The following is a 19,766-nucleotide window of genomic DNA, read 5'->3' on the forward strand; positions in this document are numbered from 1 at the left end:
ATGTTCTCGACTGCGCTCGAACTGACCATGTTTTACAAATTAGGAATCACCAAAACCTGATCGGGGTGGATTACATTGGGGTCTTTTAAAATATTGGTGTTAGCATCAAAAATTTTGGTGTACTTCATCGGGTCGCCATAATAATGTTTGGCAATCTTGCTCAACGACTCACCGCTCTTTACGGTATGTCTGTGGTAAACAGATTCATCTTCAACGGTGATGTTGGCCTTGATGTCGGAAGGTTTTTCTCCGCCGATTTCCTTGATTTTGTCCCACAGTAGATTTTTCTCATATTGGGTATGGGTCGTACCTTTAATTTTAATAATGTCTCCCTCAACATTTACATCACCATTTTTAACGCCTAATTGTTCGCCTAGATCCAATACTGGCTGATATTTTGCTTTTACACTCATAATTAAGATTTTTTACAGTTAATAATTAGAGGTTTCAAGATAGGCAATCCGCTTATATTTTACCATGAATTATTTGTAATACTTTTAATGGTCTTTAATGGATCAACCGTATATATTGCTTCTAGGACAAGGTTTCATACCGGTATGGGAATTCCATCGCACAGTGATCCAAGGTTTTGATCCAAACCGTGGGTATAGCCAATTAAATACAAGCCTTAGTTTTGAACGGCATTTACAGGTAATCATTTTTTCATTGAAAACCATATGTGTAGGCTTTGTGAATCAATAATTTAATTGTATTTTTGCACACCTTTTTAACAAGGAGGCAAGAGAAAAGGGAATCTAGAAAATTATTTAAAACCACTTCCGCGGTAATTGTTTGACTCTTGTAAAACGTGGAATACAAATTTAAATCAGCAGCATGGCTGAAGAAAAACAAAACGTTGAGGTAGAAGAAACTGCCGCAGCACCAGTAGTAAAAGAAGAAACACAGCCCAAACAAGATCCACAAGAATTTCTTGAAAATTTTGACTGGGACAAGTACGAAGAAGGAATTGAGCGCGTAGACGATACAAAGCTTAAAGAGTTCGAAACGCTTGTGGAGGAAAACTTTGTGGACACTGCGGACGAGGAAGTAGTGGAAGGAAAAGTTGTTCACATGACTGACCGTGAGGCCATCATCGACATCAATGCAAAATCCGAAGGTGTAATTTCCTTAAATGAGTTCCGATATAATCCAGACCTAAAAGTTGGGGATAAAGTCGAGGTACTTATAGATATTCGCGAAGACAAAACCGGTCAATTGGTATTGTCACACCGTAAGGCTAGAACCATTAAGGCTTGGGAGCGTGTCAACAACGCACACGACAAAGAAGAAATCGTTACCGGTTTCGTTAAATGCCGTACCAAAGGTGGTATGATCGTTGACGTATTCGGAATCGAAGCTTTCTTGCCAGGTTCCCAGATCGATGTAAAGCCTATCCGTGATTACGATCAGTACGTAGGTAAGACCATGGAGTTCAAAGTAGTAAAGATCAACCACGAGTTCAAAAACGTAGTGGTGTCGCACAAAGCTTTGATCGAAGCGGATATCGAAGAACAGAAAAAAGAGATCATCGGCCAATTGGAAAAAGGTCAAGTATTGGAAGGTGTGGTCAAGAACATTACATCTTATGGGGTATTTATCGACCTTGGAGGTGTGGATGGTTTGGTTCACATTACCGATCTTTCCTGGAGCCGTATCAACCATCCGAACGAGGTTGTGGAGCTAGACCAGAAATTGAACGTGGTAATCTTGGACTTCGATGATAACAAGTCTAGAATCCAGTTGGGTCTTAAACAATTGGAGAAACACCCATGGGATGCCCTTGGCGATGAGATCAAAGTAGGTGACAAAGTTAAAGGTAAGGTAGTGGTAATCGCAGATTACGGTGCATTTATCGAAGTTGCCGAAGGCGTAGAAGGATTGATCCACGTTTCTGAAATGTCGTGGAGCACCCACCTAAGATCAGCACAAGACTTCGTAAACGTAGGTGATGAAGTTGAAGCTGTTGTATTGACCTTGGACAGGGAAGATCGCAAAATGTCGTTGGGCATCAAGCAATTGACCCCAGACCCATGGACCGATATTACTACTAAATATCCTGTAGGGTCAAGACATAAAGGAATCGTTAGAAACTTTACCAACTTTGGTGTATTCGTAGAGTTGGAAGAAGGAATTGATGGTTTGATTTATATCTCCGACCTTTCATGGACCAAGAAAATCAAGCACCCATCCGAGTTCGTTACCGTAGGTGACACTTTGGAGGTGGAAGTATTGGAATTGGACGTGGATGGACGAAAGTTGAGCCTTGGTCACAAGCAGACCACAGAAAACCCTTGGGATAAATACTCCGAGGAGTTTGCTGAAGGAACAATTCACAAAGCTGCAATTGCAGAGGTTGTTGACAAAGGAGCGACTATCAACTTCAACGAGGACATCGTTGGGTTTGTTCCACAACGTCACATGGAAAAAGAAGACGGCAAGAAATTGGTAAAAGGAGAAGAGGCCGAATTCAAGATCATCGAGTTCAATAAAGATTTCAAGAGAGTTGTGGCCAGCCATACGGCAATCTTTAGAGAGCAAGAAGACAGAAATGTGAAAGCCGCTGCCAAGAAAAGAGCCACGTCTAGCGACGAAGCTGCTCCGACCCTTGGAGATGCTAACTCACAGTTGCAAGCATTGAAAGACAAGATGGAAGCCGATTCCAAGAAAAAGTAATCGGACTTTTCAATGATACTAAGCCCCGCTGGAAACAGTCGGGGCTTTTTTATGTTCCGAACATTTTAAAGAATTGCTTACTTTTGTGGTCAACCGAGTTGGTCGCACACAGCATATGAGTCAAAAAGTACTGCTTACTTCAAAGGAAATCAACATCATACTGCACCGGTTGGCCTGTCAGCTAATGGAAAACCATTTGGATTTTGCCAATACCGCACTCATAGGTATTCAGCCCAGAGGCGTTTTTTTGGCAGAAAGATTGGTGAAAATCCTCAAAAAAGAATACAAAGTCAAACATATTGACCTTGGTTTCTTGGACATCACATTTTTTAGGGACGATTTTGGACGAGGGGAAATCCTTAAGGCCAATTCCACACAAATGAATTTTTTGGTAGAGGACAAAAAAGTAGTGTTTATAGATGATGTTCTTTACACAGGAAGAAGTATCCGAGCGGCCCTTACCGCCATTCAATCCTTTGGAAGACCGAGCAATATTGAACTTTTGACCTTGATCGATCGTAGATTTAGCAGGCATTTGCCCATTCAGCCGACCTACCGGGGCCGACAAGTGGATGCCATAAACGAAGAAAAAGTAAAAGTGATGTGGCAAGAAAACGACGGCGAAGATAAAGTATATTTAGTAAGCAAATAATAGATAATGAGCGAGTTAAGTGTAAATCACTTGTTGGGAATAAAATATCTGAACAAAAAGGATATATCGCTCATTTTTGAAACGGCAGACCATTTTAAGGAGGTCATCAACCGTTCCATTAAAAAGGTGCCTACCCTTCGGGATATTACCATTGCCAACATCTTTTTTGAGAACAGTACCCGAACAAAACTATCTTTCGAGTTGGCAGAGAAACGGCTTTCCGCCGATGTGGTCAATTTCTCGGCAGGACAATCTTCCGTTAAAAAAGGGGAGACCCTTATTGATACCGTAAATAATATCCTGTCCATGAAAGTGGATATGGTAGTGATGCGCCACCCTAACCCTGGAGCAGGAATATTTTTATCCCAACATGTAAATGCCTCCATCGTAAATGCAGGCGACGGAGCCCATGAACACCCAACACAAGCATTGTTGGATTCTTTTTCTATTAGAGAGAAACTGGGCGACGTAGGTGGTAAGAATGTAGTGATAGTAGGTGATATTCTACATTCCAGAGTAGCACTCTCCAATATATTTGCCTTAAAATTACAAGGCGCCAATGTTAAAGTTTGTGGCCCAAAAACATTGATCCCAAAATACATAGAGTCCTTGGGTGTAGGGGTGGAGACCAATTTGAGAAAAGCCTTGGAATGGTGCGATGTGGCCAACATGCTTCGGGTACAGAACGAACGGATGGATATCAGTTATTTTCCTTCCACCAGAGAATACACCCAACAGTTTGGGGTGAACAAGGAGCTGTTGAACAGTTTGGACAAAGAAATTGTGATTATGCATCCAGGTCCCATTAATAGAGGTGTGGAAATTACCAGCGATGTGGCCGATTCCGATCAGTCCATTATTTTGCATCAGGTTGAGAATGGTGTGGCCGTTCGAATGGCGGTACTTTACCTATTGGCATCAAAAATTAAGTAAGACATGATTTTCGATAAAGAAGGCACAACAACCATAGTTTTCCAAGAGAACACAACCCTTTCTGGTTTTCTGGAAAATTTGAACAAAGCCTACCCAGAATTAAAGCATGATAACATAGTTATCAACCTATTTTCCTTTGACCAGCTGACGGTGAGCAACATTCTTGAGTTTTTGGATATTTCCAACACTCACAAGGCATCAGGACAATCTTTTGTTTTGGTTACAGATAAACTGGGTTACGACGAAATACCGGAAGAGATCAGTGTGGTACCCACCTTGCAAGAAGCCAAAGACCTGATCGAAATGGAAGAAATTGAACGTGACCTTGGAATTTAAAATTAAAGATGAAGAATTGAAAATGCTATTGCTTGGGTAGACAAAATACTATACAAAAGAAGAGTTTTGATTTTGCCTTGGAAATTTTGCGGATTACCAAGTATTTGGAAAAAAAGCAAAAGGAGTTTGTGTTGTCAAAACAGTTATTGAGGTCAGGAACCGCAATTGGTGCATTGGTCAGAGAAGCAGAGCATGCTGAAAGCAAAAAAGATTTTATTCATAAGATGTCTATTTCTTTAAAAGAAGCAAATGAGACAAGGTATTGGCTGGATCTTTTAAGAGAATCCGATTCAATTGGAGATTTGGATTTTAGTAAGGTTGATGACGAAATAGAGCAAATAATTCGACTGCTGGCTTCTATCGTAAAATCATCCAAGTTGAATTACTCTAAAATGTAATGGGAATTTTTAACTTTCCATTTTAAATTTATTATTTGTGAAACTAACAGTGTTAGGTTGCTATGCCGCTACACCACGAACATTTACCAATCCTACCTCTCAGGTACTCGAAATAAAGAACCATCTTTTTTTGATCGATTGTGGTGAAGGGACCCAAGTCCAATTGAGAAAATATAAGATCAAGTTCTCCAGAATCAACCATATTTTTATTTCACATCTCCATGGCGATCACTTTTTTGGTTTGCCTGGCCTTATATCCACTTTCCGATTACTGGGCAGAGATAAAGAAATGCACATTTACGGTCCAAAAGGCATTAAACAGGCCATTACTTTACTTTTAAAATTGGGCGATTCTTGGACCAATTACCCTTTGGTCTTCCATGAATTGGAATCGAAAGAATCCGAAATTGTCTACGAAGACGAAAAGGTGACCGTGCGTACCATTCCATTGATTCACAGAGTGTATACCAATGGATTCCTATTTCAAGAAAAAGAAGCGCCCAGGACTCTGAATATTGATGCGGCCAGAAAACATGGAGTAGATAAAAGTCAGTTCATTAAAATAAAGGAAGGGGTCGATGGTGTGGATAAGTTTGGTAAGACGGTGCCCAATAAACAACTCACTTTAGATCCACCAGCACCAAAAAGTTATGCTTTTTGCAGCGATACGGTTTATAATGAAGGGATTTTGCCCATTATAAAAGATGTCACCGTGCTCTATCACGAATCCACTTTTCTTGAGTCGGAATCGCATTTGTGCGAAAAAACAAAACATGCCACGGCCAAACAGGCAGCTCAAATTGCCCATAAGGCCAACGCCAGTCTTTTGGTGTTGGGACATTATTCCACTAGGTACAGATCAATTGAGCTTTTTAAAAAGGAGGCCAAAGAGGTTTTTCCTGTAGTGGAACTCGCCGACGACGGTAAAGAGTTTGACTTTGGAGTATAAAAAATTACCATTCTTTTACAGGCGCATGGCTTTGAGTTGAATCTATTTTTGACGAACTTCACAACATGCAAAAAGACCTGAGCAATTATAGAAAATCTTACGAAAAAAGTGAGTTGACCGAGGCAACCGTAATGGAAAACCCCCTTGAGCAATTCCAAAAATGGTTCTACGAAGTTGAAGCCTCGGACGGAGTGGACGAACCTAATGCCATGACGGTATCTACCCTTGGCCTGGATGGATTTCCAAAAAGTAGAGTAGTGCTGATGAAGAAGTTTACTTTCGAGGGCTTTATATTTTACACCAACTACCAAAGTGAAAAAGGCAAGGCCATCGAGGCCAATCCATCCATATGCCTATCCTTTTTTTGGCCAAATATGGAACGTCAAGTGATCATAAAGGGCAAAGCAGAAAAAATTGCCGAGAATCTATCCGATGGTTATTTTGAATCGCGACCTACTGGGAGTCAACTTGGAGCGGTGGTTTCCGACCAAAGCGAAGTGGTGCCTTCCCGGGACTATCTCGAAAAAAAACTAAAGGAGCTGGAACAAAAGTATGAAGGACAGGAAGTGCCACGACCCGAATATTGGGGAGGTTATTTGGTAAGGCCCATATCCATAGAATTTTGGCAGGGACGCCCCAACAGACTCCACGATAGGATACGATATACCCTTCAAGATGATTACGATTGGAAAATAGAACGGTTGGCCCCCTAAATCCTATAAACGATGAAACAACTGATATTGATGCGTCATGGGAAATCCTCTTGGGATTACGATGCTTCCGATAAGGACAGGCCTTTAAAGGAGCGTGGTATCAACGATGCCCATTTGGTGTCCAAAACATTTAAAATCCACGCTCCGCAAATGGATTTTATATATTCCAGTCCGGCGATTCGTGCACTGCATACGAGTATGATTTTTGTTGGAAATCTTGAATTTGATCTTTCTAATTTTAGAATAAATAATGAGTTATACGATTTTTCGGGAGATAGTGTGGAGAGGTTTGTACACCGATTGGACAACAATTTGAAAACAGTGGCCATATTTGGTCACAACTACGCCTTTACTTCACTTGCAAATACATGGGGAGATCAGTATATTGAAAACGTTCCCACGGCAGGACTTGTACACATTACATTTGGTGTGGACGATTGGTCCAAAATATCCAAGGGCATTACAAAGCAAATGGTCTTTCCAAAACACTTGAAAAAATAGATGGTAAAAACAAAGAACGAATATATCAACAGGGAAATCAGTTGGCTGCAATTTAACGCCAGGGTGCTGCAAGAGAGCAAAGACCCTAGGGTTCCATTGATCGACCGATTACGGTTTCTAGGGATTTTCAGTAACAATTTGGATGAATTCTTCAAGGTTCGCTATGCTACGGTTAAACGAATCGTGGACGCCGGAAAAACGGGAAAGAGTGTTTTAGGGGGAGAAAAGGCCAAAGATTTGTTAGAGGAAATCACCAAAATAGTGATCGATCAACAGGCCCGTAGTCTGGTTATCTTCAAGGAAATTGACAGAGAGCTTAGGGAGAAGAACATTTTTATAATTCGAGAAACCGAGGTCAACCAAAATCAGGCCGAATTTATAAGGGACTATTTCTTTAAAAAGGTGAATCAAGAATTAATGACCATTATCTTGAACGACCTCACGGAATTTCCACTTTTGAAGGATACGGCAGCTTATTTGGCCGTAAAGATCGTAATGAAGAACGGTTCGCCCGGAGGAAAACACAATCGATATGCATTGATCGAAATTCCAAAAGGTATCGACCGTTTTGTGGTTTTGCCCAAAGAGGGAGATAAGGACTATGTAATCATGCTGGACGATCTTATTCGTTTTTGCTTGGACAGTGTTTTTACCATGTTCGATTTTGAATCCATTTCCGCGCACATGATCAAGATTACCAGAGATGCCGAGTTGGATATCGATAATGATTTAAGTAAAAGTTTTATCGAGAAAATTTCTTCGAGTGTAGAACACAGAAAAATAAGCGACCCGGTTCGTTTTGTTTACGATAAAAGTATCGACAAGGACACTCTTCAGTTCCTAAAGGAAAAAATGGACATTATGGATACCGATAGTGTTATTCCTGGTGGACGTTACCATAACAGAAGGGATTATATGGGTTTTCCGAGCTTGGGGCGCCAAGACCTTATGTACGACAAAATAGAACCTTTGCCGGTAAAAGGGCTGAGCATGAAAGGGAGTTTGTTGGATATTATCGCGCATAAGGACTATATGATCTATGCACCTTACCATACATTTAGTTATGTCACCAAATTTTTGCGCGAGGCGGCCCTGGACCCCCAAGTCCGTAGCATTAAAATCACCATTTATCGATTGGCCAGCGATAGCCAAATAGCATCAGCATTGGTAAACGCGGTAAAAAATGGAAAACAGGTAACCGTACAAATAGAACTGCAGGCCAGGTTCGATGAGCAGAACAATATCGAATATGCCAATTATCTACAGGACGAAGGTGTACAGTTGATTTTTGGCGTGCCCGGCTTAAAGGTGCACAGTAAGATCTGTTTGGTGGAGCGCGAGGAAGATGGCGGGCTAAAACGATATGGGTTTATAAGTACCGGTAATTTTAACGAGTCCACGGCAAAAATCTATACAGATTACACCTTGTTTACCGCCCATCAGGGCATATTAAAGGATATGAACAAAGTGTTCGGATTCTTTGAGACCAATTACAAGATCAACAAGTACAAACACTTGATCGTATCACCACACTACACAAAATCAACTTTTATGAAGTTGATCGATAGGGAAATAGCTTGCGCGCGCGAAGGAAAAGAGGCCTACATTAAAATAAAGATGAACAGTCTTACCTCCTATAAAATGGTAGATAAGCTGTACGAGGCCAGTAGGGCCGGGGTAAAAATAAAAATGATTGTCCGCGGAATCTGCTGCTTAATTCCCGGTGTCGAGGGAATGAGCGAGAATATTGAGGCCATAAGTGTAGTGGATAAGTTTTTGGAACACCCTAGGCTATTTATTTTTGGAAACGGGGGGGACCCTAAAATTTATATATCCTCCGCAGATTGGATGACACGTAACCTGGATTTTAGGGTAGAGGTGGGTTGCCCTATTTATGATGAGGACATCCGACAAGAACTACTGGATACTTTTGAGATTTCCTGGAACGATAACTCAAAGGCCAGAATATTTTCGGCCAAACAAGACAATGCCTACAGAAAACGGTCCAAGGGAGCGGCCGAGTTTAGGTCGCAGTTTGAAGTGTACGATTATTACAAGCGAAAACTGGAATCTTAAGATCACTGGATTTGGTAATAAAGAAATTTGCAGCTATCGATATTGGTTCCAACGCGGTCAGATTGTTGATTAACAATGTAATCGAGTACCAAGACAGGCCCACTAAGTTCAAAAAAAGTGAATTGGTCAGGGTGCCGGTTCGTTTGGGGGAAGATGCCTTTTTGAACGGTGAAATCTCCGAACGGAACCTCAATCGATTGGTAAAGACCATGCAGTCCTTTAAACTTTTAATGGACGTTTATGGTGTGGAAAAATACATGGCCTGTGCCACTTCGGCACTTAGGGAAGCCAAAAACGGGAAGCAGGTAATAACTAGGGTAAGAAAGGGATCGGGGGTCGATATTCAGATCATCGATGGTAAAGAGGAAGCATCAATCATTGCCTCGACCGATCTTAAGGATATTATTAAAAATGATAGGCTCTACCTGTATGTGGATGTAGGGGGCGGTAGTACGGAATTTACTATAATCGACAAGGGGTTGCCTATTTTTTCCAAATCATTTAAAATAGGCACGCTCCGGATTTTAAACAATTTGGTGAATGATGCAGTTTGGGACGAGATAAAAACCTGGATCAAATCCAATCTCCCTTTGGATGCTACCGTCGAAATTATTGGTTCTGGCGGAAACATAAATAAATTGCACAAAATGTCCGGTAGAAAGGTCGGTCAGCCCCTTTCCTATATTTGGTTGAATGCCCAATACCATTTTTTGGACAGTATGGCCTACGAAGACAGGATTTCGGAACTTGGCCTAAATCAAGACCGTGCAGATGTAATTATACCCGCGACCAAAATATTCTTAAACGCAGCAAAGTGGAGCAAGGCCAAAAAAATTCTTGTTCCAAAAATTGGTCTTGCCGATGGTATGATCAAAACTTTGTACCATAAAGAGGATTAACCGTGCATGGTTTCCTTTTTGCCGAGGTCTTTCATTAATTGAGCTTCATGTTCCAACAGCGCTTCCCATTTTTGATCGACTTCCTCTCGATTTCCGTATTTGCGCGCAAACCTTAAAAACATGGTGTAGTGATTGGCTTCACTTACCATTAAGTTGCGATAAAACTCGGACAGTTCTTCGTCGTTAATCTCTTCTGATAGCAATCTAAAACGTTCGCAACTACGAGCCTCTATCAATGCAGCATACAAGAGTTTGTGTACCAAATGTGTTTCCCTGCTTCCACCTTTTGGGAAAAACTTCATTAGTTCTATAACGTACTCATCCTTGCGTTCACGGCCCAATACCCATCCCCGCTGTATAATTTTATCATGGACCATGTTAAAATGCCCCATCTCCTCACGGGCGAGGGCCGTCATTTCCTTTACCAATTCCGACTTTTCTGGAAAACCAATGATCAGGGAAATAGCGGTACTTGCCGCTTTTTGCTCGCAATAGGCATGATCTGTCAAAATTTCTTCGATGTTCTTTTCAACAATGTTCACCCATCGTGGGTCCGTTGGTAGTTTTAGGCCTAACATGTATCAGTTTTAAATTTATGGATACAAAGATAAAAGTATTGTGCGGTATGTTTAAAAATCAAGGTCGAACTCTTTGCGAAGGAGCTCGATGTTTGGATTTTTCTCCTTCAATTTTTCATATTTCTCCTCTGGGGTAAAGGCGAATTTTTTCGCAACTTCCTCGTTCACCGTAATATGGAGTGAAATTGAATAATTGTTCAACTTTTGTTTAAGGTAATCCAGCATCAGACTTTGTTCCCGTTCAATTTCCTTTTTCATGGTGCTGTTGGGAAGCTCGATCCAAATCGTATTTTCGTTCTTCATTTTGGGAACATCTGTTTGGAGGTTGCTAGCCAATATTTTGCGGCCTTGTTTTTCCAACTGTTGCACAAAATCGTCCCAATGTTTTTGCATGTCCACCTCTAAAAACGTATCGTGTGGTAAATCCTCCTCGTTTACTGTTGGGGATTTAATGTTCTCGTGCTCTTTTTTTATTTTGATACTGGACAGCGAAAGTCCCGAAACACGTTTTTTAGGACTTTTAATGTTTATTTTTTGAGTCGGGTTATCCTCTTTTGGGGAGTCGATTTTTTTTGTTTCTGCCTGTTGGGGCATAGGAACTTTCTCTTCGACGGTTCTAACCTCTGTCGTTGATGGTTGGACTTTTTTTTCCACCGAGGAAGCTGTAGTCTGAACTTTGGATTGACCTGCCTGCGTGTCGCTTGTTTTGGGCGTGGATTGTGTGGTAAACCGTGATGCCGGAATTATGAAATTAGAGTTTTTTTTTTCTCCATCGTAAGTGATGGATGCTAATTTCATAAGGGTAAGTTCTACCAATAACCGTTGATTTTTACTGCTCTTATACTTTAGGTCGCAATCATTGGCAAGGTCTATGGCCTTTAAAAGAAAATCTTTGGTAACTTTTTTTGCCTGATCTTGGTATTGTTGCTTAACATCGTCTCCAACCTCCATAAGATGTAAAGTGTCCGGATGCTGACAAACCAATAGATCTCTAAAGTGGGATGCAAGGCCACTTATAAAATGATGGCCATCGAACCCAAGGGAAAGGGTTCTGTTGAACAGGATCAAAAGTTCTGGAATGTTGTTTTCTAGAATTAAATCTGTTGCGGAAAAATAAATATCATAATCAAGGACATTCAGGTTTTCCGTGACCGCCTTACGGGTAAGTTCCTTTCCAGAGAAGCTGACCACCCTATCAAAAATGGAGAGGGCATCGCGCATGGCCCCATCTGCTTTTTGGGCAATAATATGTAAAGCACTTTCTTCTGCCTGTATACCTTGTTGTTCGGCAATGTGCTTAAGGTATTCCGCTGCATCTTTTACCGTGATCCGTTTAAAATCGAAGATTTGGCAACGCGATAATATGGTAGGGATAATTTTGTGTTTTTCGGTGGTCGCCAGAATAAAAATAGCGTGCTTAGGCGGTTCCTCCAAAGTCTTCAAAAAAGCATTGAACGCAGATTGTGAGAGCATATGCACCTCATCAATAATATACACTTTGTACTTGCCCGTTTGTGGAGGAATGCGTACCTGATCAATTAAACTACGGATGTCATCCACGGAGTTGTTGGAAGCTGCATCCAACTCAAAAATATTGAAGGCAAAATCTTCATCTTCCTTTTCTGTACCATCTTGGTTTATCTTTTTTGCCAAAATACGGGCACAGGTGGTTTTGCCAACGCCTCTTGGTCCACAAAATAATAATGCTTGCGCCAAATGATCGTTTTCAATGGCGTTCATTAAGGTATTGGTGATGGAGGACTGCCCCACCACATCCTTAAAGGTTTGCGGTCTATATTTTCTAGCTGATACTATAAATGGTTCCAATGCTGGGAAAATAGAATTATTACAAATATAAAAATAGGATCGGGCAAAGTGGACTGCTCGAGCACAGTTAAGCTGTTTTTTATTAACAATTGAACTACCTTTGTAAACAGCAGGCCACCTTATCGCTGCAAGTACGGGCAACCAAGCTTGGAGAGGAAAGTCCGGACGCCAAAGTGCGGCATAGCGGGTAACGCCCGTCCGTTGTAAGACGAGGACCAGTGCAACAGAAAGCAAGTACAGTTCGGCTGTAGTGAAATCGGCAAACTCTATGCGGTGAAACGCCATGTAAACCAACACTTGAGGGCTGCACGCTCGAGTTGGAGGGTAGGCGGTTGGAACACTTGGGCAACCATTTGTCTAGATAAATGATAAGGAGCTCCCTACATTGATTTGGGGTCTACAGAATCCGGCTTATGGCCTGCTTTTTATTGAGCTTCAAAAAAACTGAAAATACTTCCGCCATATTTTCTCTGCTCCGTGAATTTGGGGTGCTCGGAAAGAGTCGTTTGTTCGGAATGCTCAATAATAAGGAGACCGTCTTCGAGCAAGAGTCCTTTGTCAAAAACCAGGTCGGCGATTTTTAAAAACTGCCCCTTATCAAAATCATACGGTGGGTCGGCAAAAATAAGGTTGAACTTTTCTGGAGTGGCCTGTAAAAATTTATATACATCGGATTTTAAGGTAGCGATGGGAAAATCCAATTCTTGTGTTGTTCGGGCAATATAACGGACGCACCCTTGATGTCCGTCCACGGCAGTTATCTTTTTGCATCCCCTGGAGGCAAACTCATAACTTATGTTGCCTGTACCGGAGAACAGATCGAGCACATTGAGCTCATCAAAATAAAACCTATTGTTCAAAATGTTGAACAGTGCTTCTTTGGCCATGTCGGTAGTTGGGCGAACAGGTAATTTTTTCGGCGCAGTGAGGCGCTTCCCTTTGTATTTACCGGATATGATCCTCATTTAGAGAGAACTTAAAATGGAAAAATCTATACTCTCGTTCTCCAGTTGGTCTACAGGAAAAACCGTATTGCCGGGCACAAATACTGAAATGTTTTTAATGTACTGGTAGCAAAGGTCGTAAATAGGGTCTCCTTCTTCTATGGTCCCGAAGAGTTTGAGCTGCACTTTTTCCAAATCCATTTGTAATTGCTCCAAACTGAATAAAAGGTAGTACAAAAAGTCCTCTTTGGTGCTGTACTCGAACTGATTGTAGAACAACAGTTTTTTGTTGGAGATTACCATTACCTCCATTTCTCGCTCAGCAATCTGAACATAACAGATGGGTTCGGAAGAAGGTCTGTTTTGGTTGAGCAAGGTATTGATTAGAACCGTTCCGCTATGCTTGAACTCAAATTCTCCAAAAAGCTCAAAAATATAGTTGTTGATATTGGTATAGGGAATATACACATTAATGATATCCTGATTTGGGACTTCATCGTACGCGATAAGGTCGTTTGCCATTATTTTGGCATTGAACTTAAGGTAGTTTGGGAGTTCCCCTTCATTAAATATGGGCTTGGGCACCAAGCTGAACATACTGTTCTTGTGTATTACCATTACTTCGGAAAAATTTTGCCCAATTTCTTCCTGATTGCTAAGTTTTTCTTTCAACTCTTTTAGTACGAGGTAGGGGGTGAGCTGAGTTTTAAAACTTTGTCGCTCAAAGGCAAGAATTTTATTTGTAATGGTATCCATTACACAAAAAGAAAGTCCATTCAAGCCAGCTTGAATGGACAATTTTCTATAGGTCTTATTTGTTTCTTTCTGTACTATAACTAGTTATTCTTTTTCCTATCGTAAATAGGGGGCCAATTACCATTGGTGCTTACATCCGTTAGGGAACCAACTTTAATTTCTGTACCATTTACTTCTTCCACACTTTGGTAAGAGTTCTCCTTTTCTACCAAATCTTGCGGTTGATCGTATAGAACAACGTTCTTTTTTACTTTAGCTTCAAAAACCGGAGCTTTGTATCCGCTCTTGTCGATAATATCAGCTTTCATTTCAAACTTTTCGTTGTTTTGGGCAAAAGGAACATCCATCATGTTTTTGTAGCGGGTGTCCGCACCAAATAGGGAATCTTTGACCTTAACAGTGCCCAATGTATCGATGATGATTGTATCTTGTTGCATATCAATTTGATAGGCTCGGTCATATCTCATAAAAGACGAGTCCCTCTGTGTGGTAATGGTATAGCTCCCAGTGTCAATAAACTTGATCAAGCTCTCAAAATCACCTGCATATTTACCGTTTACTGTTTTGTACGCTTCTTGGGAATCTCTAATGTCCTTAAGCTTGTCGATCACTTTTGAGAACCTTTCGTTCCTTACCTTATTGAACTCAATGGGGGCGTTGATAGAATCGTAAATCTTGAAACCTAGGAAGATACTTAGAATACCGAAAAGAATTACTAGTACCGGCTTTATTTTTTGAGGTAAAAATCTATCGATCAAAAATACAAGCCCTATGGTCACAAGGCATATGATTACAACAATAAGAATTAAATTTAACATATCTGATACTGTCTTTCAAAGTTAATTTAGTGGTTACAGACAAATCTACAATATTTTTTTAATTGCGAAACTTTTTGCTTTAAAAAAGAGCGCCCTATATTTAGCGCTCATGAACGATTTTACCGCACCAGGATTTTTAAAGATTTTAAACGAAAAATTTCCGCACGAACCTACCATAAAACAAGGTCTGGCACTTAAAAAGCTGTCTAACTTTGTGTTAGATGGAAAAAAGGATGAGCTCTTCCTTTTAAAAGGGTTCGCTGGAACGGGAAAAACTACCTTGATCGCTACCTTGGTGAGTAGTTTATGGAAGGTAAAAATGAGTGCTGTTTTAATGGCGCCGACAGGGCGGGCAACAAAAGTTATGTCGGTTTATTCGGGCAATACAGCTTACACCATCCACAAAAAAATATATTTCCCCAAAAAACAAACCGGTGGAGGAATCCAATTTGTGTTAGCTCCGAACAAGCACAGGAATACGATTTTTATTGTTGACGAGGCATCCATGATTCCGGACTCGCCCGCCGATTCCAAATTGTTCGAGAACGGCTCCTTGTTGGACGATCTTATGCATTATGTTCACTCTGGCCATAACTGTAAATTAATATTGATTGGGGATACCGCACAGTTGCCCCCTGTAAAATTGGAACTTAGCCCTGCCCTTGATGAAGATCGTTTGTCCTTAAACTATAATAAGGAAGTAGCGTGTTTGGAATTGAACGAAGTCATGCGCCAAGCTGATGACTCCGGAATCCTATACAATGCAACCAATCTGAGGGAGCAACTACAGTCCGATTTTTTTGACGGCTTCAAGTTTGAATTGGGCACATACACGGATATAGTGCGCCTGTTGGAAGGGAACGAGATACAGGAGGCCATTGATTCCTCTTACAGTGAGAACGGAAAAGAACAGACGGCGATCATAGTTCGCTCCAACAAAAGGGCCAACCTATACAACCAAAATATTAGGGAACGTATTCTTTTTCTTGACAACGAGATTTCGGTAGGCGATTATATGATGGTGGTCAAGAACAATTACTTTTGGCTAAAACCAAACTCCGAGGCTGGTTTTATAGCCAATGGGGATATAATCGAAGTACTGGAGCTGTTTGCGATCAAAGAACTTTATGGTTTCAAGTTTGCCGAGGTAAAAGTAAAAATGGTGGATTATCCCAATCAGAAACCCTTTGAAACTGTTCTTTTACTCGACACTATAACGGCCGAAACACCATCCTTATCTTACGAAGACGGCAATAGACTTTACCAAGAAGTAATGAAGGACTACGCCCACGAAAAATCCAAATACAAAAAATTTCTAGGGGTAAAGAACAATAAGTTCTTCAATGCGCTACAGGTAAAATTTTCTTATGCAATTACTTGCCATAAATCACAAGGAGGGCAATGGGATACCGTTTTTGTTGAACAACCTTACTTGCCCAATGGGGTGGATAAAGATTATTTGAGATGGTTGTATACCGCAGTTACCAGGGCCGAAAGAAAACTATACCTTATAGGTTTTAAGGATGATTTTTTTCTTGACTAGGAATATCCTATTTTAGACATCGGCATGAATATAGAACCAGATACATTAATAAGTTTGTTCCTAGGGATTGGTTTAGCGGCTTCCGTGGGCTTCCGTGTTTTTTTACCACTTTTTGCTCTAAGTTTTGCGGCATATTTAGGGGTATGGGAACTCAACGAAAGCTGGCAATGGATAGGTAGTCTAACAGCATTGATAACCTTGGGGGTTGCCACAATTGTAGAGATATTTGCCTATTTTATTCCATGGGTGGACAATGCCTTGGATAGTCTAGCCATACCTTTGGCAGGGATTGCAGGTACCGCAGTTGTAGTTTCTACTGCTGCCAATTTAGACCCTGTGGTCACTTGGTCTTTGGCTATTATTGCAGGTGGTGGGACCGCAACTATGATCAAAGGGGCAAATGCGGCCGGCAGACTGGCATCTAGCGGAACAACGGGAGGCTTGGCCAACCCATTGGTGTCCACGGTGGAGACCGGGACCGCCGTTGCAGTAAGTACTGCGTCGATCTTAGTGCCGCCCATAGCCGCCATTCTTGTAATTATCATATTATTGATCATATTCAGGATCTACAGGAAGCTCAGACCCAAAAGATAACATCCAATCATATATAAATAGTAGTGAAAATAATATCAATGATACCCGCCCGCTATCAAGCATCAAGGTTTCCTGCAAAACTAATGCAGGACCTTGGGGGTAAGCCCGTAATTGTGCGCACATACGAAGCAGCTGTAAACACTGGTCTTTTTGATGAAGTATACGTTGTGACGGACAGCCCTATCATTTCTGAAGTGATAGAAAACATAGGCGGAAATGTGATCATGAGCAAAAAAACACATGAGAGTGGTAGCGATAGAATAGCGGAAGCCGTGGAGAATATGGAGGTGGACATTGTGATCAATGTGCAGGGAGACGAACCATTTATTGATGCAGATAGTTTGGCGAAGATCATAAAGGTCTTCAAAAATGATGAAGAAAAAGAAATCGACCTTGGCTCCTTGATGACACCCATTACGGATTGGGAAGAAATATCCAACCCCAATACGGTTAAGGTAGTTGTGGACAATCAAGGTTTTGCGCTCTATTTTTCCCGTTCTCCCATTCCCTATCCAAGAGATAAGGAAGTGGATGCGACCTACTATAAACATAAAGGTGTGTACGTTTTTAGAAAAAGGGCGCTCATGGATTTTCAAAGGCTGAAAATGTTGCCCCTCGAGGCGAAAGAAAAAATTGAGGCCATACGTTTTTTGGAGTATGGAAAAAAAATAAAAATGGTAGAAACCCACGTGACAGGCATCGAAATAGATACACCCGAAGATTTGGAAAGAGCTAGAAAGGTATGGAAGTAGATTTCTCCAACATAAAAGTAATAGGATTTGATGCAGATGACACCCTTTGGGTAAACGAAACCTATTTTAGGGACACCGAAGAAAAATTTGCGGAACTATTGGACGGCTATGAGACCAAAAACAAGATAGACCAAGAACTGTTCAAGATGGAAATGGCCAACTTGGAAAGCTATGGCTACGGGATAAAGGGGTTTATGCTCTCCATGATAGAATCCGCACTGGACCTCTCCAATAATAAAGTACCGCAACAGACCATTTCCGAGATTTTGAACCTTGGAAAAAAAATGATTGCACACCCGGTGGAATTGCTGGACGGAGTAGAGGAAGTGTTATCCAAATTGGCCGGAAAGTATAGGTTGATAGTACTTACCAAAGGAGATCTATTGGACCAGGAACGAAAATTGGACAAGTCCGGCCTTTCCAAGTATTTTCATCATGTAGAAGTGCTAAGCGACAAAAAAGAAAATAATTATAGTAATTTGTTGGAACATTTGAATATAGATGTCAACGAATTTTTAATGATCGGAAATTCATTGAAATCAGATGTCCTTCCTATTCTCAATATAGGAGCAAAGGCCGTGCACGTGCCTTTTCACACCACTTGGGCCCATGAGATGGTAGCCGAAGATGAAATGGTGAACAACCATCTCAAATTAAACAACATCAAAGATATTTTGAAGTATTTGGATAATTAATGAAGACAGAGAACAACTTGAAAAATCAACAAACCTCATCGCCCCGTAAAACTATGTACAAGAACTTTCCAATGGTGCCGAAGGTAATCTTTGGGGCGGGAAGCTTTTCGCAATTGGGAGATGTTTTGTTGCCCAAGCGAACAAGTTCGGAAGCACCGTTTATATTTTTGGTCGACGATTATTTCGAAAATAGTGAGTTCCTGTCAACTTTGCCCCTGTTGTTCAACGACGAGGTTATATTTATTTCTGCAGAAGAAGAACCCAAAACCGCTCAAGTTGATGCGTTGGTTTCCCAAATACGTCAAAAATATGAAGAGGCGCCCTCCGGTATAATCGGTATAGGCGGAGGTACCCTTTTGGATTTGGCAAAAGCCGTTTCCATACTACTGAACAACAAAGGATTGGCCAAAGATTACCAAGGATGGGATTTGGTGGGCCACCCCGCACTTTATCATGTTGGGATACCTACCATTAGCGGGACCGGAGCAGAAGTGTCCCGAACCACAGTATTGCTGGGACCGGAAAAAAAACTGGGGATAAATTCAGACTATACAACCTTCGACCAAGTTATTTTAGATCCGGATTTCACCAAAAGTGTTCCCAAGGAGCAATGGTTTTATACGGGAATGGATTGTTTTATTCACTGTGTGGAATCTTTGACCGGAACATATTTAAACGCCTTTAGCCAAAGTTATGGGGAAAAGGCCATGGAACTTTGTCTGGAAGTGTACCTGAACGACATTCCCTCCGAAGAATCAAGGGATAAATTAATGATGGCATCTTGGCATGGGGGAATGAGTATTGCCTACTCTCAAGTAGGTGTTGCGCATGCCATGAGCTACGGACTTTCTTATTTATTGGGGGTTAAGCACGGTATAGGGAACTGTTTGGTTTTCCAGCATCTGGAGGAATTTTATTCGGAAGGGGTACAACTGTTCAATAAAATGATGGATAAACACAATATTACACTGCCACAAGGTGTTTGCGCCGACCTTACCCAAAACGATTTTGATGTGATGGTGAATGTTGCGATGGGATTGGAACCCCTTTGGGAAAATGCTCTGGGCAAGAATTGGAAAAACATCATGACCCCGGAACGGTTACGGGCATTGTATCAAAAAATCTAAAA

21 protein-coding genes and 1 other RNA gene are annotated in these 19,766 nt (G+C 41.2%); 16 read left to right on the plus strand and 6 right to left on the minus strand.

Features of this window, described 5'->3' with window-relative positions:
- Nucleotides 1-32: 32 nt before the first annotated feature.
- Nucleotides 33-413 carry a LysM peptidoglycan-binding domain-containing protein gene (locus tag MJO53_RS12680; RefSeq protein ID WP_224834878.1) on the minus strand — a complete coding sequence of 127 codons (381 nt, stop codon included), beginning with the start codon at nucleotides 411-413 and terminating at the stop codon, nucleotides 33-35.
- A gap of 421 nt (nucleotides 414-834) precedes the next feature.
- Here MJO53_RS12680 and rpsA point away from each other — a divergent pair, with 421 nt between their 5' ends.
- The 10 genes from rpsA (at nucleotide 835) to MJO53_RS12730 (ending at nucleotide 10,130) form a co-directional block, all read left to right on the plus strand.
- The gene (gene rpsA, locus MJO53_RS12685; protein WP_224834877.1) at nucleotides 835-2,673 is read left to right on the plus strand and encodes a 30S ribosomal protein S1; all 1,839 of its coding nucleotides are present in this window, start codon (nucleotides 835-837) and stop codon (nucleotides 2,671-2,673) included.
- Nucleotides 2,674-2,788: 115 nt separating this feature from the next.
- Entirely contained in the window at nucleotides 2,789-3,325 is a 537-nt protein-coding gene (gene pyrR / locus MJO53_RS12690; RefSeq protein WP_224834876.1) for a bifunctional pyr operon transcriptional regulator/uracil phosphoribosyltransferase PyrR, read from the plus strand.
- Between the two features lie 6 nt (nucleotides 3,326-3,331).
- Complete coding sequence (locus tag MJO53_RS12695; protein WP_224834875.1) at nucleotides 3,332-4,258, plus strand: aspartate carbamoyltransferase catalytic subunit; 927 nt, start codon at nucleotides 3,332-3,334, stop codon at nucleotides 4,256-4,258.
- Between the two features lie 3 nt (nucleotides 4,259-4,261).
- Entirely contained in the window at nucleotides 4,262-4,594 is a 333-nt protein-coding gene (locus MJO53_RS12700; RefSeq protein WP_252079345.1) for a ribonuclease Z, read from the plus strand.
- A gap of 32 nt (nucleotides 4,595-4,626) precedes the next feature.
- Nucleotides 4,627-4,992, plus strand: coding sequence for a four helix bundle protein (locus MJO53_RS12705; protein WP_286037765.1), 366 nt, complete (start codon nucleotides 4,627-4,629; stop codon nucleotides 4,990-4,992).
- A gap of 37 nt (nucleotides 4,993-5,029) precedes the next feature.
- Nucleotides 5,030-5,941, plus strand: coding sequence for a ribonuclease Z (locus MJO53_RS12710; protein ID WP_252079346.1), 912 nt, complete (start codon nucleotides 5,030-5,032; stop codon nucleotides 5,939-5,941).
- Nucleotides 5,942-6,006: 65 nt separating this feature from the next.
- Nucleotides 6,007-6,654 (plus strand): pyridoxamine 5'-phosphate oxidase, encoded by a 648-nt coding sequence (gene pdxH, locus MJO53_RS12715; protein ID WP_252079347.1) that lies wholly within the window; start codon nucleotides 6,007-6,009, stop codon nucleotides 6,652-6,654.
- A gap of 12 nt (nucleotides 6,655-6,666) precedes the next feature.
- Nucleotides 6,667-7,155, plus strand: coding sequence for a SixA phosphatase family protein (locus MJO53_RS12720; RefSeq protein WP_252079348.1), 489 nt, complete (start codon nucleotides 6,667-6,669; stop codon nucleotides 7,153-7,155).
- Nucleotides 7,156-9,231 carry a polyphosphate kinase 1 gene (gene ppk1, locus MJO53_RS12725; protein WP_252079349.1) on the plus strand — a complete coding sequence of 692 codons (2,076 nt, stop codon included), beginning with the start codon at nucleotides 7,156-7,158 and terminating at the stop codon, nucleotides 9,229-9,231.
- A gap of 11 nt (nucleotides 9,232-9,242) precedes the next feature.
- Nucleotides 9,243-10,130 (plus strand): Ppx/GppA phosphatase family protein, encoded by an 888-nt coding sequence (locus tag MJO53_RS12730; RefSeq protein ID WP_224834869.1) that lies wholly within the window; start codon nucleotides 9,243-9,245, stop codon nucleotides 10,128-10,130.
- Here MJO53_RS12730 and MJO53_RS12735 read toward each other — a convergent pair.
- Together MJO53_RS12735 and MJO53_RS12740 are read right to left on the minus strand one after the other, a co-directional pair.
- A complete protein-coding gene (locus MJO53_RS12735) occupies nucleotides 10,127-10,708 on the minus strand; it encodes a tRNA-(ms[2]io[6]A)-hydroxylase (protein WP_224834868.1) in 582 nt (193 codons plus the stop codon). The genes MJO53_RS12730 and MJO53_RS12735 overlap by 4 nt on opposite strands.
- Nucleotides 10,709-10,759: 51 nt before the next feature.
- Nucleotides 10,760-12,535 carry a DNA polymerase III subunit gamma/tau gene (locus MJO53_RS12740; RefSeq protein WP_252079350.1) on the minus strand — a complete coding sequence of 592 codons (1,776 nt, stop codon included), beginning with the start codon at nucleotides 12,533-12,535 and terminating at the stop codon, nucleotides 10,760-10,762.
- Nucleotides 12,536-12,641: 106 nt separating this feature from the next.
- On the opposite strand from MJO53_RS12740, the gene rnpB reads away from it, so the two are divergent.
- Nucleotides 12,642-12,964: RNase P RNA component class A (gene rnpB / locus MJO53_RS12745), an RNA gene on the plus strand.
- Here the strand turns inward: rnpB and MJO53_RS12750 are convergent.
- From MJO53_RS12750 to MJO53_RS12760, 3 genes are read right to left on the minus strand one after another with little or no spacing between them, the layout of a single operon-like run.
- Nucleotides 12,961-13,500, minus strand: a complete 540-nt coding sequence (locus tag MJO53_RS12750; protein WP_252079351.1) for an RsmD family RNA methyltransferase — start codon at nucleotides 13,498-13,500, stop codon at nucleotides 12,961-12,963. The genes rnpB and MJO53_RS12750 overlap by 4 nt on opposite strands.
- A complete protein-coding gene (locus tag MJO53_RS12755; protein WP_224835646.1) occupies nucleotides 13,501-14,313 on the minus strand; it encodes a DUF3822 family protein in 813 nt (270 codons plus the stop codon). It lies immediately after the preceding gene.
- Nucleotides 14,314-14,315: 2 nt separating this feature from the next.
- Nucleotides 14,316-14,966: a hypothetical protein gene (locus MJO53_RS12760; protein ID WP_224835645.1), complete on the minus strand. Its 651-nt coding sequence runs from the start codon at nucleotides 14,964-14,966 to the stop codon at nucleotides 14,316-14,318.
- Between the two features lie 196 nt (nucleotides 14,967-15,162).
- Between MJO53_RS12760 and MJO53_RS12765 the strand changes: the two genes are divergently transcribed.
- Genes MJO53_RS12765 through MJO53_RS12785 form a run of 5 tightly spaced genes read left to right on the plus strand, consistent with a single transcriptional unit; the run spans nucleotide 15,163 to nucleotide 19,764 of the window.
- Nucleotides 15,163-16,596: an ATP-dependent DNA helicase gene (locus tag MJO53_RS12765; RefSeq protein WP_252079353.1), complete on the plus strand. Its 1,434-nt coding sequence runs from the start codon at nucleotides 15,163-15,165 to the stop codon at nucleotides 16,594-16,596.
- A 24-nt stretch (nucleotides 16,597-16,620) separates the two neighbouring features.
- The gene (locus tag MJO53_RS12770; RefSeq protein WP_262902797.1) at nucleotides 16,621-17,190 is read left to right on the plus strand and encodes a DUF4126 domain-containing protein; all 570 of its coding nucleotides are present in this window, start codon (nucleotides 16,621-16,623) and stop codon (nucleotides 17,188-17,190) included.
- Nucleotides 17,191-17,228: 38 nt separating this feature from the next.
- Complete coding sequence (kdsB, locus tag MJO53_RS12775; RefSeq protein ID WP_252081247.1) at nucleotides 17,229-17,942, plus strand: 3-deoxy-manno-octulosonate cytidylyltransferase; 714 nt, start codon at nucleotides 17,229-17,231, stop codon at nucleotides 17,940-17,942.
- Entirely contained in the window at nucleotides 17,933-18,637 is a 705-nt protein-coding gene (locus tag MJO53_RS12780; protein WP_224834863.1) for an HAD family hydrolase, read from the plus strand. Before kdsB ends, MJO53_RS12780 begins: the two co-directional genes overlap by 10 nt.
- Nucleotides 18,638-18,690: 53 nt before the next feature.
- Nucleotides 18,691-19,764 (plus strand): iron-containing alcohol dehydrogenase family protein, encoded by a 1,074-nt coding sequence (locus MJO53_RS12785; RefSeq protein ID WP_252079354.1) that lies wholly within the window; start codon nucleotides 18,691-18,693, stop codon nucleotides 19,762-19,764.
- Nucleotides 19,765-19,766 lie beyond the last annotated feature (2 nt).

This window comes from Flagellimonas marinaquae (assembly GCF_023716465.1).
Lineage (GTDB): Bacteria > Bacteroidota > Bacteroidia > Flavobacteriales > Flavobacteriaceae > Flagellimonas > Flagellimonas alginolytica.